The organism is Rhizobium sp. BR 249 (assembly GCF_047445895.1).
In the GTDB taxonomy this organism is placed as follows: domain Bacteria; phylum Pseudomonadota; class Alphaproteobacteria; order Rhizobiales; family Rhizobiaceae; genus Rhizobium.
Genome location: NZ_JARWKX010000010.1, coordinates 31,474 through 46,683, shown reverse-complemented (window position 1 = coordinate 46,683; position 15,210 = coordinate 31,474). Strand labels below are relative to the sequence as shown.

Genomic DNA, 15,210 nt, shown 5'->3' with positions numbered 1-15,210 from the left:
TGGGGCCGATGCGTCGGATTGTCACGCAGGCTTGTTTTGCCTGGCCGTTCGTTCTCCGTCAAACTTCCTGGCAATGCGCGTCAAATCAGCTTAGTCTCCGCGCGATTTGAAAGAGTGCCCAGACCCGCATGACGAGAACATCAACCAGGCGACACCGCATGATCCTGCCGGCTATTGCGGCCGGTTTTGGTGCAGCGCTGGTCGTCATCTCGGGAAATCCCTTTTCCGTTCAGGCGCAGGATGCCGCATCTGAAGCGGTCCAATCCCCTGCCCCGCCGGCAGCCGCGCCGCCCGATCCGGCCGCCGAACTCGCCGCCAAACGCGACCAGACCCGCGCCGAGCTCGAAACCCTGTCGAAATCCATCAGCCTTTCCTCTGATAAGGTGAGTGAGCTTCAGCAAAGCATCGCCAATCTGGAAAAGAGCACGCAAAGCATCCGCCAGGCGCTGATCGATTCCGCCGCCCGCCGCAAGGGGCTCGAAAAACAGATCCTCGAAAGCGAAAAGAAGCTTGCCGATCTCGGCGTCAAGGAGGATGGCATCCGCCGCTCCCTGCATGAGCGTCGCGGCCTTCTGGCCGAGGTGCTGGCAGCACTCCAGCGCATGGGCCGCAACCCGCCGCCAGCCTTGCTCGTCACCCCCGACGACGCGCTTGCTTCGGTGCGCAGCGCCATCTTGCTCGGCGCCGTCGTGCCAGGCATCCGCAAGGAAACCGACAAGCTTGCCGCCGACCTTGCAAGCCTCGCCGCATTGCAGAGCGCAAGTACAGCCGAAAAGGCCGCCCTGACCTCGACGATGACGGACGGTATCGAGGAAGAGCGGCGCATGGATCTGCTGCTGGCCGAAAACGACAAGCTCAGCCGCAGCAACGCTGCCCAACTCGAGGCTGAAAGGAAGCGTTCGGAGGAGCTGGCGGGCAAGGCGACCAGTCTCGAAGGCCTTGTCGCCTCGATGGAATCCGAGATCGCCTCGGTGCGCGATGCGGCCGCCGCCGCACGCCAGGCGGAGGAGAACCGCAGGCTCTTGACGGACGAGCAGCGCGCCCAGGCGAAGGCGCTGGCCGACAGCGGTGTGCCCGATAAAAACCGCATTGCGCCCGCATATCCCTTCGGAGAATTGAAGGCGAAATTGGAACTGCCCGTAGCCGGCGATATCCTGCGCCAGTTCGGCGACGCCGACGGCACCGGGCACGAGGCCATGGGGATGACCGTCGCCACCAATGCGGAGACGGTGGTAACCGCCCCTGCGGATGGCCTGGTGGTTTTCGCCGGCGCTTTCCGCAGTTATGGCCAGATGATCATCCTCGACACGGGCGACGGATATCACCTGGTTCTCTCGGGAATGGATACGATCAACACCCGTCAGGGAAAATTCGTTTTCTCCGGCGAGCCGCTCGCCGTGATGGGAGCGAAAAGAGTGGCAAGCGCAACTGCATTGGCGCTGGAAACGGACCGGCCAACGCTTTACATTGAATTTCGAAAAGACGGTAAACCGGTCGATTCCCGACCCTGGTGGACCGCCAAAGACACTGGAAAGGCACGCAATGATTCGTAGGGCTTCTCTTGTTCTGGTCGGCGCATTGATGGGTGCGACCGCAATGAGCGTCATTTACTCGGCAGGTGTGCCGGCAGAAGCGGCCGGATCCTCCACATACAAGGAACTCTCGATTTTCGGCGACGTCTTCGAGCGTGTGCGTGCCCAGTACGTGACGCCGCCGGCCGAGGACAAGCTGATCGAGAACGCCATCAACGGCATGCTCTCCTCGCTCGACCCGCATTCCAGCTACATGAATGCGAAGGACGCCGAGGATATGCGCACCCAGACCAAGGGTGAGTTCGGCGGCCTCGGCATCGAAGTCACGATGGAAGACGAACTCGTCAAGGTCATCACCCCGATCGACGATACGCCCGCCGCCAAGGCCGGTGTTCTCGCCGGCGACTACATCTCCGAGATCGACGGCCAGTCCGTGCGCGGCCTGAAGCTGGAAGACGCGGTCGAGAAGATGCGCGGCGCCGTCAATACGCCGATCAAGCTGACGCTGATCCGCAAGGGCGCCGACAAGCCGATCGAGCTGACGATCGTCCGTGACGTCGTCGCCGTCCAGGCCGTCAAGTCGCGCGTCGAGGACGATGTCGGTTATCTCCGCATCATCTCCTTCACCGAAAAGACCTATCCGGACATGGAAAAGGCGATCAAGAAGATCAAGGACACCGTTCCGGCCGGCAAGCTGAAGGGTTATGTCCTCGACCTGCGCCTCAATCCGGGCGGCCTGCTCGACCAGGCGATCAATGTCTCCGATGCCCTGCTGCAGCGTGGCGAGGTCGTTTCGACCCGCGGCCGCAATCCTGACGAAACCCGCCGCTTCAATGCCGGCCCGGGCGACCTGACGGATGGCAAGCCGGTTATCGTGCTGATCAACGGCGGCTCGGCTTCCGCATCGGAAATCGTCGCCGGCGCCCTTCAGGATCTGCGCCGCGCCACCATTCTCGGCACGCGCTCCTTCGGCAAGGGTTCGGTCCAGACGATCATCCCGCTCGGCGAAAACGGCGCGTTGCGCCTGACCACGGCGCTCTATTACACGCCGTCCGGCCGCTCGATCCAGGGCACGGGCATCACGCCCGACATCAAAGTCGAAGAGCCGCTGCCGCAGGAACTGCAGGGCAAGATGGTGACCGAGGGCGAATCCAGCCTGCGCGGCCACATCAAGGGCCAGAGCGAGACCGACGAAGGTTCGGGCTCCGTCGCCTATGTGCCGCCGGACCCGAAGGATGACGTTCAGCTGAACTACGCGCTTGATCTCCTGCGCGGCAAGAAGACCGATCCGGCCTTCCCGCCGAACCCTGACAAGGCCGTCGTCGCCAAGTAATTCATCGCGCCAAGGCCGGGCACCTCGTCCGGCCTTGGACCTTTCTGCTGTTTCCCGGTTTTGGAGCGGGCGAAAAAATTGGGAACGGACCTGCATGCGCCTCTCGGCCGCAACCGCAAAACCGGCAATCGGCGCCCGGGCATCTTGCGCCTGGGCCGTATCGCCGCCAGTCTTTGCCTTTTCGCGATAGGCGGCTTTTCCCTCTATACGGCGTTTCTTGGCGACGGGCTCGAGCGCACGCCGCCGCCGGCCGAACAAGCGGCAACGCCGCCTTCCCAAACGTCCCAACCGCCATCTGAGGCCCCGGCCGGCCAGGCCGCGAACGGCATGCCCCGCGCCGAGCCGCGTTCGGGCGCCAATGTCGAGCAGATGGTCACCGGCGATGGCTCGGTCGTCACCAAATACAGTCCCCGTCCGCGCGACGGCAGCGGACCGGTCCTGGTCGACGCCATGCAGATCGGCCAGGATCCGCACATGGCGGCCCAGCCCAACGAAGCGCTGCTTGAAGAGACACCCTTTGGCAGGCTGCCGATCGTCGGTCCCGATGGCCGGCGGCCGATGGACCAATATGCCCGTCCCTCATCCGGCGCGCGCGGTGTTCGCATCGCCATCGTCGTCAGCGGCCTCGGGCTGAGCCAGACCGGAACGCAGCGCGCCATCGCCGAACTGCCCGAGGAGATCACGCTCGCCTTTGCCGCAAGCGGCAACAGCCTGCAGCGCTGGATGCAGGAGGCGCGGCGCGGCGGCCACGAAATTCTTCTGCAGGTGCCGCTCGAACCTTTTGATTACCCGGCCAATGATCCCGGTCCGGAAACGCTGCTGACGTCGAAGCCGGTGGCGCGAAACATCGAAAACCTGCACAAGGCGATGGGCGAAATCACCAACTATACCGGCGTCATGAACTATCAGGGCGGCCGTTTCCTGTCCAATCCCACTGCCATGGAACCCGTGATGCGCGATATCGGCAAACGCGGCCTGCTGTTCCTCGACGACGGCACCTCGGCGCAGTCGAAGACGGCTGATGTCGCCAAGGGAACCGAGCTGCCCTATGCCTTTGCCGACCTGCAGCTCGACGGCCAGCTCGATATCAACGCCGTGCTGCAGAAGCTCGACGAACTCGAACGCATCGCCCGCAAGAACGGCCAGGCGATCGGCGTCGCCTCGGCTTTCGATGAAAGCGTCGACGCCATTGCCAAATGGACCCAGGAGGCGGCGATGCGCGGCATCGAGATCGTCGGTGTCGCCGCCCTCACCAGTGATCCCCGAAATCCTTGAACCCAGAATCCGTGAACGGAGAAGACAATGAGCCAGGCGACCGTCAAAGCAGAAGATCTGCCCTACCGCCCCTGCGTCGGCGTGATGATCCTGAACCGTGACGGCCTGGTCTGGGCCGGACGGCGCATCCCCGACGGCAATTCGGAATTCGACGGCTCGCCGCAGCTCTGGCAGATGCCTCAGGGCGGCATCGACAAGGGTGAAGACCCGCTGGATGCCGCTTACCGCGAGCTTTACGAAGAGACCGGCATCAGGACGGTGACGCTGCTTGCCGAAGCGAGCGACTGGATCAACTACGATCTGCCGCCGCAGCTGATCGGCATCGGATTGAAGGGAAAATTCCGTGGCCAGACGCAGCGCTGGTTCGCCTTCCGCTTTGACGGGAACGAAAGCGAGATTGCCATCAATCCGCCGCCTGGCGGCCACGAGCCGGAATTCGATGCCTGGGAGTGGAAGCCGATGCGGGAATTGCCGGGACTGATCGTTCCCTTCAAGCGCGCCGTCTACGACCAGGTGATCGCCGAATTCCAGCACCTGGCAACGCTTCAATCGGAAGACTGATTACGGCAAACCAGACCGCGTCCGGCGATGTCAGATAGGCAATACCGTCCGTTCGGGACGGCCGGTATCTTCTAGAGCATGTCGCGCAAAAGTGTGCGGCGGTTTTGCGATAACGACATGCTTAAAAACAAAGATCTAAAGCGCAAGGAGCGAATCTGAAAGATCGCGACGCGCTTTAGCAATTTATTCGGCTTCGTTGGCGGAATCGGCGTTGAGCTGGCCGTATTTGCTTTCGCCGATTTTCTCGAGCAGATCGAGCTGGGTCTCGAGGAAGTCGATATGGCCTTCCTCATCCATCAGCAGCTCTTCGAAAAGCTTCATGGAAACGTAATCGCCGGCCTCATGACAGATATCGCGCGACTTCTTGTAGGCCGTGCGGGCGTCGTATTCGCCGGCCAGATCGGCTTCCAGAACTTCCTTGACGTTCTGGCCGATGCGCAGCGGTGCGAGGGTCTGCAGATTGGGATGGCCTTCGAGGAAGATGATGCGTGCAACAAGCCGGTCGGCATGGTGCATCTCTTCGATGGATTCGGCGCGTTCCTTCTTAGCGAGCTTGGTGTAGCCCCAGTCCTCAAGAAGACGGTAGTGAACCCAATATTGGTTGACCGCACCGAGTTCGAGGAACAATGCCTCGTTAAGCCGCTCGATGACCTTTTTGTCGCCTTTCAATGTCCGCTCTCCTGTTTTCCTCATGGAATTGTTTCAAGCGTGACATGAAATCAAATATTTCGGCTTCCGTCGAGTGGCGACGGGCGTGATATTCCTCGGTCGTCTGGATAATGATGTCGACCACATTGGGGAAACAGCCGCAGCAACGGCCGCGTTTTTCCATGGCGTGATAGACCTTCGCAGGCACGATAAGCTGCCAACAATCCTGATCGAGAAGGTCGGTGATGACCTCCCGGATTTCCTTGTCGGTTATATAATTGCAGCTGCAGACAAGCACGTCTTCATTCCAAACATGACACTGACTATCGTGTTTTCTGCTAAAGAAGATGGTGGCTGTCAAGAAAAAATTCGAGTCCGGCACCATCGAGAAGCAGCGATAGGCCGGGCTTGTTGCAGATTCTCTAAAATTGACGGCGGATTCCCGGGCGGAGACGCCAGCACATGAGGAAGGCGCGCCCACACGGTTCCGATCTGCATGCCCTCAATGAAAATTCCGCCCGCGCGGCATGACTTCGGCGGTTTCCGCCACGCCCGTTTGGCGGCCTGCGGCAATCATTCGTTTTTCCAATGCCGCTCCTTTGCGCGCATCCACGACCTGCCGCTGGTCGTCGCCTGGTCTCAACACCTCGTCCGACCATTCGCAGGCGCCGAAACGGCGGGCCTCGCGTTGCAGGATGCCGAGCGCCGGCGTCATGTCCTCGATATGCTCGACGACGGTATGGATCACGCCGCTATGGCTTTGCAGCCTGCCGCGGATTTTCACGAGCCGGGCGCCCATGACGACCGCCCGGTACTTGTCGAATATCTTGCTCCAGACGATGGCATTGGCGACCCCCGTCTCGTCCTCCAGCGTCATGAAGATCACACCCTTGGCCGATCCCGGCCGCTGGCGCACCAAGACAAGCCCCGCGATCGTCACCCTCTTTCCGTTCGGCACTCTGAGAAGATCGACATTGCGCGTGATGCCGATCTTGCGGAATTCCTCTCTGAGGAAGGAGACCGGATGCGCTTTCAGCGACAATGAGAGATAGCGATAGTCCTCGATCACCTGCTCGCCCGCCAGCATGTCAGGAAGACGGGCCTTCGGTTCGACCTGAAGGTCGATATGGTTCACCTGATCGAACAGCGGCAATGTCTCGGGCGCATATTTCGCATCCAGCGCCCTTGCGGCCCAGAGCGCCTCGCGCCTCGACAGGCCGATCGAACCGAAGGCATCGGCATCCGCCAGCCGCTCGATATCGGCCCTGTCGAGACCGGATCGCAGCCAGAGATCACGAACCGAGCCATAGCCATTGCCCCTGTTGGCGAGAAGGCCTTCCAGCGCTTTCTCCGACAGGCCCTTGACCTGCCGGAAACCGAGGCGGACGGCTCGCTTCGTCTTGATGATGCCGCGCATATCGGCATGCCGGCTGTCGACGGCATTCCTGTCGAACACCGCCTCTTCGAGATGGCAATCCCAATCGGATCTGTTGATGTCGACCGGCAGGATCTCGACCCCATGCTCCCTGGCGTCGCGGACAAGCTGGGCCGGCGCATAAAAACCCATCGGCTGCGAATTGAGCATGGCAGCGCAGAAGACGTCGGGATAATAGGCCTTGATCCAGGACGAGGCATAGACCAGGAGGGCGAAGGAAGCCGCATGGCTTTCCGGAAAGCCGTATTCGCCGAAGCCTTCGATCTGGCTGAAGCAGCGTTCGGCGAACTCCTTCGGATAACCTCTCCCGGTCATGCCGTTGATCAGATCGTCCTTGAACTCGTTCACCTTTCCCAACCGCTTGAAGGTCGCCATCGAGCGGCGCAGACGGTCGGCCTTGGCAGGTGAGAATCCTGCCGCGGTGATCGCGATCTGCATGGCCTGTTCCTGAAAGAGCGGGACGCCGAGCGTCCGCTTGAGGATCGGGATCATCTCGTCTTTCGGATATTCGATCTTGAAATCGGGCGAATGCGACTGCTCCCGGCGAGTGAGATAGGGATGAACCATGTTGCCCTGGATAGGGCCGGGACGGACGATCGCCACCTCGATCACGAGATCGTAGAAGCGCCTCGGCTTCAGTCGGGGCAGCATGCTCATCTGCGCCCTGCTTTCGATCTGAAAGACGCCCAGCGTATCGGCCCGGCACATCATGTCGTAAACCGGCACGCCCTCGTCCCCATGTTCCCTGTTGCCGAGATCGGCAAGGGTTTTCTTCACCTCGTAATGCAGTTCGAGCAGTGAAAAAGCCTTCCTCAAGCAGGTCAGCATTCCGAGCGCCAGCACATCGACCTTGAGGATCTTGACATTGTCGAGGTCGTCCTTGTCCCACTCGATCATGTAGCGATCCGGCATCGCCGTCTTCATGATCGGCACGACCTCGTCGAGCCGGTCCCGCGTGATGACGAAACCGCCGACATGCTGGGTGAGATGACGCGGGAAGCCGAGAAGCTCGGAGGCATAGCGCAGAACGTTCAGGGTCACCGGGTCTGCAATATCGAGCCCGGCCGCTTTGGCATCGCGCTCCGACAGATTATCCTCCGACCAGCCCCAGACCAGGCTGCTGATCGCCGACTGGACATCCTCCGAGAGCCCGAAAGCCTTGGAGACTTCGCGGCCGGCCGAACGGGTGCGATAGGTGGTGACGCCAGCCGTCAGCCCGGCATGCTCCCTGCCATATCTCCCGTAAATGTGCTGGATGACCTCTTCGCGCCGGTCATGCTCGAAATCCACATCGATGTCAGGCGGCTCGTCCCGGTCCATCGAGATGAACCGGTCGAAGAGCAATGTGCTTTTGGTCGGATCGACTTCCGTGATCTCAAGGCAGTAGCAGATGACCGAATTGGCCGCAGAACCGCGGCCCTGGCACAGGATCTTCAATTCATAACGCGCATGCTGAATGAGCTTGTGGACCGTCAGGAAATACGGCTCGTATTGCTTCTCCCGGATGAGGTTGAGTTCATAGTCGATCTGAGCCTGGATCTCGGAGGAGACGCCATCCGGATAACGCTTCGCAGCCCCTGTCCTCGTCAATCGCTCGAGGGTTTCATAGGGCGTTTCGCCGGGGTCGTTTTCCGGCGGATAATTGTGTTTGAGTTCATCGAGCGAAAACGAAAGCCTGCCGAAAAACACCTGGGTATTGGCGATCGCCTCCGGATAATCCCGGAAGACGCGGGCCATTTCACGTGAATCCTTCAGATAGCGCTCGGCATTCGAGGCAAGAAGAAAACCTGCCTCGGCAATCGGCACATGCTCCCGGATCGAGATGACGATATCGGAAAGGGGGCGCCGGTCGGTATGGTGATAGAGCGGCTGGTTGGTCGCGACGACAGGAATAGCGTTGCGGGCGGCGATCATGAAAAGTGCTGCGAAAACCTGACGGTCTCGGCCGTCATAGGCAGGCGCCAGCGCCATATGAAATGCCTCCCCGAAGCGTTCCCGGAACCGTTCGAGACAGGCCGCCAATTCCTGCTCACCGGCAATTTTGCCGGCAACCGACGGATCGGGGACGAGGGCGAGCATCATCTCGTCTCCCCATTCCATGATATCCGCCTCGTAAAGCAGGCAGGAGCCTTTTTCCGCCCGCAGGTTTCCCGCGCTCAGCAAACGGCAGAGATGCGCCCATCCCCGCCTGTTCCGGGGATAGGCAAGGATTTCGGGGGTCCCGTCCGAAAAGACGAGCCGGGCGCCCGGTTGAATCCGGATCGGATCGAGAATTTTCTCCTCTTTCCCATCGAGGTTCTTTTCATGCCTTCGCTTGAATTTCTCTTCGATCTCCTGCGCCTGCGCATACGCCCTGACGACGCCGGCAACCGAGTTTCGGTCCGCAATCCCAAGACCGGAAAGTTTCAGCATGGCAGCCTGCATCACCATTTCCTCAGGCTTCGAAGCACCTTCCAGAAAGGAGAAATTGGTGCGTGCACCGATCTCGAAGAATGCAGGCGCCCTGTTCATGCGAAAACCCCGTGCATGAACCAGCGCGGCGGCGGCTCCTCGCCATAAAAGCCTTCTCGATAGATCCAGAAGCGATGACCGGCATTGTCCTCGACCCGGAAATAGTCACGGGTCCTGGCATCGGCGCCATCGATCCACCACTCCATGGCAAGGCGTTCCGGACCTTCGCTGCGCAAGACCTGATGCTGCATGCGCCTCCAACGGAAGCTTTGCGGCGGCCCTTCCGGAACTTCGGCAAGCGAAGCCTCCACCGGTTCCGGCCTGGCGAAAAGCCGCAAGGGCCGCTCGCTGCGGGAGGGGGAGAGACGGCTTTCTCCGCTTTTGCGATGCGTGGGGAAACCCTCCATCAAGGGACTTGCGACGACCGCGCGTTCCGGCACATGGCTCTCGCGAAGCTGAAAACCCTGCAGACAGTCCGCGCCGAGGCGGGCCGAGACACGGTCGACGAAGGCTGCAAGCGAAATTTCCCTTTGCCGGCCGCCGTCGAAATCTCCCTGCGTCGCTTCGAAGGGCTCATGACGCACGACATTCAGCCGCAGGATCTCGAAACCGTAGCCGGCATCGAGATCGTCATGAATAGCCTGCAGACGCTGGGAAAAGAGATCCGCGATCCGCTTCGGCTCCCTGAGCGGCCGCGAAGCGCCGACGGCAATCCGGAAAACCCTGCCGTCGACCCGAAAGAGCACGAGTTCGAAGGCGCGGCCGCCGGCGCCGCGCGCTTCCAGGGATGGTTTCAACGACATGGCGACCTGGCCGGCAAGGGCGAGAATATCCTCCTCCGTGCCGATCGGTTCGGCCAGGCGCCGCTCGGCCGACAGGCTGGCAACAGGCAGCCGCGGCGAAACCGGTTCCTCGTCATGTCCAAGCGCCTGGTCGAGCCGCAGAAGCAGGCTTGCCCCGAAACGACGGGTCAACGGCGCCCGCGGCGCGTTCATGACATCGCCGATATATTTCAGCCCGAGCTTCTTCAGCGATGCCACGATCTCTTCGTTCAACCGAAGTGCGGCAACCGGCAACGGCGCCAGCACATCCTCCATCTCCTCGTCTTCGACGACGCCGCCATTGCCGAAGCGGGAGACGGCCGAGGAAAGACCGGGGGAAGAGGAGATCGAACCGCGCACATCCAGCCCCATATGGAAAAGCCGCATGAGAATATCCCTCAGCAGCGCTCTCTCGCCGCCGAAGAGATGGGTGCAGCCGCTGATGTCGAGGAAGAGCCCGTCCCGTCCGTCGATCGCCACCAAAGGCGTATAGCGGTCGCACCAGTCGGCGATGGCTTCGAGCAGCCGCGCGTCGGCGGCCGGATCTTCCTCGACGATATCGAGCTTCGGATGCATGGCGCGGGCTTCCGCGACACCCTGGCCCTTCTTCAGGCCGAAGGCTTCCGCGGCCTCATCAAGCGCCGTCAGCCGCATGGCATTCTCGTGCTTTCCGGCACAGACGATCGGCGCGGCTTCAGGACGCCCTTTCGAACGCCAGGAAAGTCCCCATTTTTTGCGGGCGATCCTGTCTGTCGGTAGATGCGGGAAACTGAGCGCCAGGATACGCTGACCGCTCGTCTGGAGTAAGAGCGTGCCTTGGTTCGCCGATGGGGAAAAACTGACGTTCATGGGGGTTCCACTCCAGAAGAAGGGAGAGCGGAGCCGGGTTGTGGCTCTTCTCCAGGCTGAGACGAAAAACCGGATTGCCGATGCTGCCGGCAAGCCGCGATCCATTCGGCAGGGACCGCATGCCGGATGGCGCGGGTTCGGCCAGCAGGCGGAAGACGGCGCTGCTTGCCTCCTCCTCCCCCGCCTGCCGAAGCAGGAAGAGCGGGCGGCCGACCGCCTTGGCGCGCAGACCGAGCCGCCGGCTCTCGGTCAGGCCGAAATGCGCAGGATTGCCCCTGATCTCCAGGATGACGACCGAAAAGGCGCCACTTTCCACCGCGCTTTCCGCAAGCCAGAGCGCCTCTTCGAGCTTGCGCGGCAAAGCAAACAGGAAACAGTCCGGCCGCAGGCCGAAATCCTGCAGGCCCACCGCATAGGGAAGACCGGCCTCCATGGTCGAGATCGTATCGCCGATCCAGAGTATCGGCGAACGATGGCCGTCATTCTCCTCCAGCCGCTGCAACAGAGCCGCAGCGGCGAGCGCGAAGCCGCAGGCAGCCCCGGCATTCCGAAGAAGGCTGGAACGGATTTCCGTAATCGCATCGAGCGGCAGGCCACCTTCCATCGCTTCGTCGAGTAAGGTCACGCCGAACGGCAGCCGAAGTCCGCGGCCATTGCACTGCGCAGCCTGCCTCGTCTCCTTGCCCGATGCCAAGGCTTCCCGCTCCGCTGCCGCAAGCGCCGGCGCGGGTTTTCCTTCCAGTTTGGCGATGGTTTCGCGGAGCGCAAAAAGCCGCTCGCGCGCCAGGGCGTTCTGCGCCATGGCGTTACTCCGATCCGTCTTGTTCCTGTTATGTTCTTATGGATTCCAGAGAGCCGGAGAAGAGTCAACAACCATTTTATATGAATTTATTCCTGCCTTTGATTCCACACTCGAAAAACGGCGATAAAGGTTCTATATGGGCCCGCAAAGGAAGGAATATTCATGGCCCGCATAGACCAGAGCGATGATTGGCGAGACCGCCATGCGCCGACGATCAGCACTTTCGAGTCGCTGGCCATGGAGGCTTACAGCCATTTGCCGGATGAATTCCGCCGGCTGACGACCAACCTCACGATCGAGATCGAGGATTTTCCCGATGACGACGTTTTCGAGGACATGGCGCTGGAAACGCCTTTCGATCTGCTCGGTCTTTTCGAGGGCAGGGGCATTTCCGAACGCTTCACGGTGGAAACCGGCGAGATGCCGAACCGCATCCGCCTCTATCGCCGTCCCATCCTCGACTACTGGGCCGAAAACGACGAGACGCTCGGCGATATCATCACCCATGTCCTGATCCATGAGATCGGCCACCATTTCGGGCTGAGCGACGAGGACATGGAGCGGATCGAGGCAAGCGCCGAGGAAGCCACCGAGCGCTAAAGCGCGTCGCGATCTTTTAGATTCGCTCCTTGCGCTTTAGCTCTTTGTTTTTACGCATGTCGTTGCCGCAAAACCGCTGCACACTTTTGCGCGACATGCTTTAAACCGCGCGTTCGGCAGAAGGTGCTATTGCTCGGAAAGCTTCATCTCAGGATCGTAATCCTTGCCTTCGACAGTCTTGACGACCGCCTGGCCGCATTGCATCGCGCCGGTTGCGGCATTGAAGGCATAGGTCGGCGAACCTTCCAGCGACCAGCCCTTGTTGAGGGCGGCGGTGACCTTGTGACAGAAGGAAGCGTCGTCGGGACCAGTCAGGAAGCGGTAGAGTTTCATCAGGCGGGCTTTCTTGCGGAAATCAGGCGCAATTTATGAACCAGAGCTTCGGCCTGGACAAGATGCAGCCGCTCGATCATCCGCCCGTTCGCATTGATGACGTTGAGGCCTTGGGCAGCCGGATCGGCAAAGGCTGATATGATTTCTTCGGCTTCCGCGATCTCCTCCGCGCTCGGCCCGAAACGCCGGTTGGCGGCTTCAATCTGCGAGGGGTGGATCAGCATCTTGCCGGCAAAACCCATGGCGCGGCCCTGTCCGCATTCGGCATCGAAGCCTTCGCCATCGCGGAAATCGTTGAAGACGCTGTCGAGTGCATCGAGCCCGTAGGCCTTGACCGCCAGGATGACCTGCATCAGCCAGGGCACGAGATAGGTCCGCCCCGGCTGCGGCAAGACGCCCGTTTCCTTGCGTAGGTCGTTGAGGCCGACGACGAGGCAATCGAGCCGCGATCCCGGCGTGCGGCCGGCTTCGGCGATTGCCCCGACATTCAGCACGCCGCGCGGCGTCTCGATCATCGCCCAGATACGCAATTCCTCCGGAGCGTCCGCTTCCGCCAGTAGATCGCCAATCGCCCTGACATCCTGCGGCTCGTCCACTTTCGGCAGCAGAACGGCATCGGGCGAAACGTCCTTGACCAGATCGAGATCCGCCGGCCCGAATTCGGATGACAAAGAATTGATGCGGATGATCCTTTCCTTGCCCTCCGGAGGCGGCCCGGCAAAAAAACGTCTCAAATTTTCTCGCGCTTCTTCCTTCTTTTCGGGCGCGACGGAATCCTCCAGATCGAAAATAACGGCATCGCAATCAAGGGAATGGCTCTTTTCGAGCGCCCGCGCGTTGATGGCGGGCACGCTCAACACCGAGCGGCGTAGACGCAGGGAACGGAGAGGTATGGTTCGGCTCATCAGCAATTAGTGCCAAGCTTCGCAAAATCCGGCAAGACAACAAAAAGCCATGCTTGCCTTGCAGAGAAGAAAAAGAAGGACCACATTCCTTTCCGAAGAAAGGTCTAAAACCAATGCAGAACATTCGCTCCATCTTCATCATGCTTGCCGGCGCCACCTTTTTCGTGGCCATGCTGCTTCTCACCTTCTCGGTGACGCTCGCCGTCGGCGGTATTCTGACCGTGCTCATGGTCGGCCGCGCGCTTTCGATGAAGATGAAGCCCGCCCCGGTGCGCGCCAAGGCAAACAACGGTAAGCCGGAGATGCGCATCTGGAACGACGGCCGCGGCACGATTATCGATCTCTAAGCCGCTTAAAAAACTGACCGACACTGTCGGATCATGCTTCCATGATACGTCTTTGAAGCAGCCAGGCATTCAGCCGGCGCTCAAAAACGATGGAGGATGAGCATGGATACGGAAAGCAATCCGGTCAAAATGCCGCCGGTCAAGAATGGCCTGCTGCCCTACCTGACGGTCGACGGCGCGGTAAAAGCCGCGGAATTCTACAAGAAAGCCTTCGGCGCCGAAGAAGCGCATAGGGTGCCGGTCGACGAGAGCGGCCGCACGATGCATGTGCACCTCTATATCAACGGCAGCTCCCTCATGCTGGCGGATGCCTATCCCGAATACGGCCATCCCTTCAAAGGCCATGAAGGCTTCGCCATCCAGCTTGTCATCGACGATATCGATTTCTGGTGGGAGCGGGCCGTGGCTGCCGGCGCCGAAGTCATCATGCCTATCGAGCTGATGTTCTGGGGCGACCGCTACGGCCAGCTTCGTGATCCCTTCGGCGTCCTCTGGGGCCTCAACGCACCCACCAAGTAATGGACACAAGCGATGGGCGGGCCGCGCGAAACGTCGCGTGGCCGCCATTTTAGAAAGATTCTCCTTCATTTCAGCGAAAAACTGGACTAGATGCACATTCAGGAAAGTACGTTTTGCTGAAATGGAGCATGGGTCATGGATAAATTCGTGAAGCTCACGGGCGTTGCAGCGCCTCTGCCGGTCGTCAACATCGACACCGACATGATCATTCCGAAGGACTATCTGAAGACCATCAAGCGCACCGGTCTCGGCAAGGGCCTTTTCGCCGAAGCCCGTTACAACGAAGACGGCTCCGAAAACGCCGATTTCGTGCTGAACAAAGCCGCCTACCGCGATGCCAAGATCCTGGTCGCCGGCGACAATTTCGGCTGCGGCTCCTCGCGTGAGCATGCTCCGTGGGCGCTGCTCGATTTCGGCATCCGCTGCGTGATCTCCACCAGCTTCGCCGACATTTTCTACAACAACTGCTTCAAGAACGGCATCCTGCCGATCAAGGTCAGCCAGGAAGATCTCGATAAGCTGATGGACGACGCCTCGCGCGGCTCCAACGCTATTCTGACGGTCGACCTCGAAAACCTCGAAATCACCGGTCCCGATGGCGGCTCGATCAAGTTCGATCTCGACGAGTTCAAGCGCCACTGCCTGCTGAACGGCCTCGACGATATCGGCCTGACCATGGAAAAGGGCAAGGCGATCGACGAGTTCGAGAAGAAGAACGCCGCTTCGCATCCCTGGGCCGCCTGAGCCACCCAATGGATTATCGATCAAGCCGGGCTTTCGCCCGGCTTTTTCTTTACAG

Annotated in this window: 15 protein-coding genes; 8 read left to right on the top strand and 7 right to left on the bottom strand. The window is 60.6% G+C overall.

All coding sequences use genetic code 11. The features are described from left to right. Positions 1-158: 158 nt before the first annotated feature. The 4 genes from QD408_RS11570 to QD408_RS11555 all read left to right on the top strand — a co-directional run bounded on the left by QD408_RS11570 (position 159) and on the right by QD408_RS11555 (position 4,701). On the top strand, positions 159-1,553 hold the full coding sequence (locus QD408_RS11570) for a murein hydrolase activator EnvC family protein (protein ID WP_414139403.1): 1,395 nt from the start codon (positions 159-161) through the stop codon (positions 1,551-1,553). Beyond that, positions 1,543-2,865, top strand: a complete 1,323-nt coding sequence (locus QD408_RS11565) for a S41 family peptidase (protein WP_414139402.1) — start codon at positions 1,543-1,545, stop codon at positions 2,863-2,865. Before QD408_RS11570 ends, QD408_RS11565 begins: the two co-directional genes overlap by 11 nt. 78 nt (positions 2,866-2,943) lie before the next feature. Beyond that, positions 2,944-4,140 (top strand): divergent polysaccharide deacetylase family protein, encoded by a 1,197-nt coding sequence (locus QD408_RS11560; protein ID WP_414139401.1) that lies wholly within the window; start codon positions 2,944-2,946, stop codon positions 4,138-4,140. A 27-nt stretch (positions 4,141-4,167) separates the two neighbouring features. Continuing rightward, on the top strand, positions 4,168-4,701 hold the full coding sequence (locus tag QD408_RS11555) for an RNA pyrophosphohydrolase (RefSeq protein ID WP_088682993.1): 534 nt from the start codon (positions 4,168-4,170) through the stop codon (positions 4,699-4,701). Between the two features lie 183 nt (positions 4,702-4,884). Here QD408_RS11555 and bfr read toward each other — a convergent pair whose 3' ends face one another. The 5 genes from bfr to QD408_RS11530 form a co-directional block, all read right to left on the bottom strand. Beyond that, positions 4,885-5,370, bottom strand: coding sequence for a bacterioferritin (gene bfr / locus QD408_RS11550; RefSeq protein ID WP_064696427.1), 486 nt, complete (start codon positions 5,368-5,370; stop codon positions 4,885-4,887). Beyond that, positions 5,336-5,734, bottom strand: coding sequence for a (2Fe-2S)-binding protein (locus tag QD408_RS11545; RefSeq protein ID WP_088682994.1), 399 nt, complete (start codon positions 5,732-5,734; stop codon positions 5,336-5,338). Before QD408_RS11545 ends, bfr begins: the two co-directional genes overlap by 35 nt. 117 nt (positions 5,735-5,851) lie before the next feature. Further along, a complete protein-coding gene (locus tag QD408_RS11540) occupies positions 5,852-9,295 on the bottom strand; it encodes an error-prone DNA polymerase (RefSeq protein WP_414139400.1) in 3,444 nt (1,147 codons plus the stop codon). Then, positions 9,292-10,710 carry a Y-family DNA polymerase gene (locus tag QD408_RS11535; RefSeq protein WP_414139399.1) on the bottom strand — a complete coding sequence of 473 codons (1,419 nt, stop codon included), beginning with the start codon at positions 10,708-10,710 and terminating at the stop codon, positions 9,292-9,294. The genes QD408_RS11540 and QD408_RS11535 overlap by 4 nt, the downstream gene beginning before the upstream one ends. A 40-nt stretch (positions 10,711-10,750) precedes the next feature. Next, positions 10,751-11,707, bottom strand: coding sequence for an ImuA family protein (locus QD408_RS11530; protein ID WP_414139398.1), 957 nt, complete (start codon positions 11,705-11,707; stop codon positions 10,751-10,753). A gap of 162 nt (positions 11,708-11,869) precedes the next feature. Between QD408_RS11530 and QD408_RS11525 the strand changes: the two genes are divergently transcribed. Further along, positions 11,870-12,307, top strand: a complete 438-nt coding sequence (locus tag QD408_RS11525) for a metallopeptidase family protein (RefSeq protein ID WP_088682997.1) — start codon at positions 11,870-11,872, stop codon at positions 12,305-12,307. Between the two features lie 126 nt (positions 12,308-12,433). Here the strand turns inward: QD408_RS11525 and QD408_RS11520 are convergent, their stop codons facing one another. Both QD408_RS11520 and QD408_RS11515 read right to left on the bottom strand, forming a co-directional pair. Further along, positions 12,434-12,640 carry a DUF1737 domain-containing protein gene (locus QD408_RS11520; RefSeq protein ID WP_009996762.1) on the bottom strand — a complete coding sequence of 69 codons (207 nt, stop codon included), beginning with the start codon at positions 12,638-12,640 and terminating at the stop codon, positions 12,434-12,436. Next, positions 12,640-13,545 (bottom strand): HpcH/HpaI aldolase/citrate lyase family protein, encoded by a 906-nt coding sequence (locus QD408_RS11515; RefSeq protein ID WP_414139397.1) that lies wholly within the window; start codon positions 13,543-13,545, stop codon positions 12,640-12,642. Before QD408_RS11515 ends, QD408_RS11520 begins: the two co-directional genes overlap by 1 nt. 113 nt (positions 13,546-13,658) lie before the next feature. Between QD408_RS11515 and QD408_RS11510 the strand changes: the two genes are divergently transcribed. The 3 genes from QD408_RS11510 (at position 13,659) to leuD (ending at position 15,155) form a co-directional block, all read left to right on the top strand. Beyond that, positions 13,659-13,892: a hypothetical protein gene (locus tag QD408_RS11510; protein ID WP_064696422.1), complete on the top strand. Its 234-nt coding sequence runs from the start codon at positions 13,659-13,661 to the stop codon at positions 13,890-13,892. A gap of 96 nt (positions 13,893-13,988) precedes the next feature. After that, a complete protein-coding gene (locus tag QD408_RS11505; protein ID WP_414139396.1) occupies positions 13,989-14,411 on the top strand; it encodes a VOC family protein in 423 nt (140 codons plus the stop codon). A gap of 135 nt (positions 14,412-14,546) precedes the next feature. Next, positions 14,547-15,155 carry a 3-isopropylmalate dehydratase small subunit gene (leuD, locus tag QD408_RS11500; protein WP_088683843.1) on the top strand — a complete coding sequence of 203 codons (609 nt, stop codon included), beginning with the start codon at positions 14,547-14,549 and terminating at the stop codon, positions 15,153-15,155. Positions 15,156-15,210: the final 55 nt, after the last annotated feature.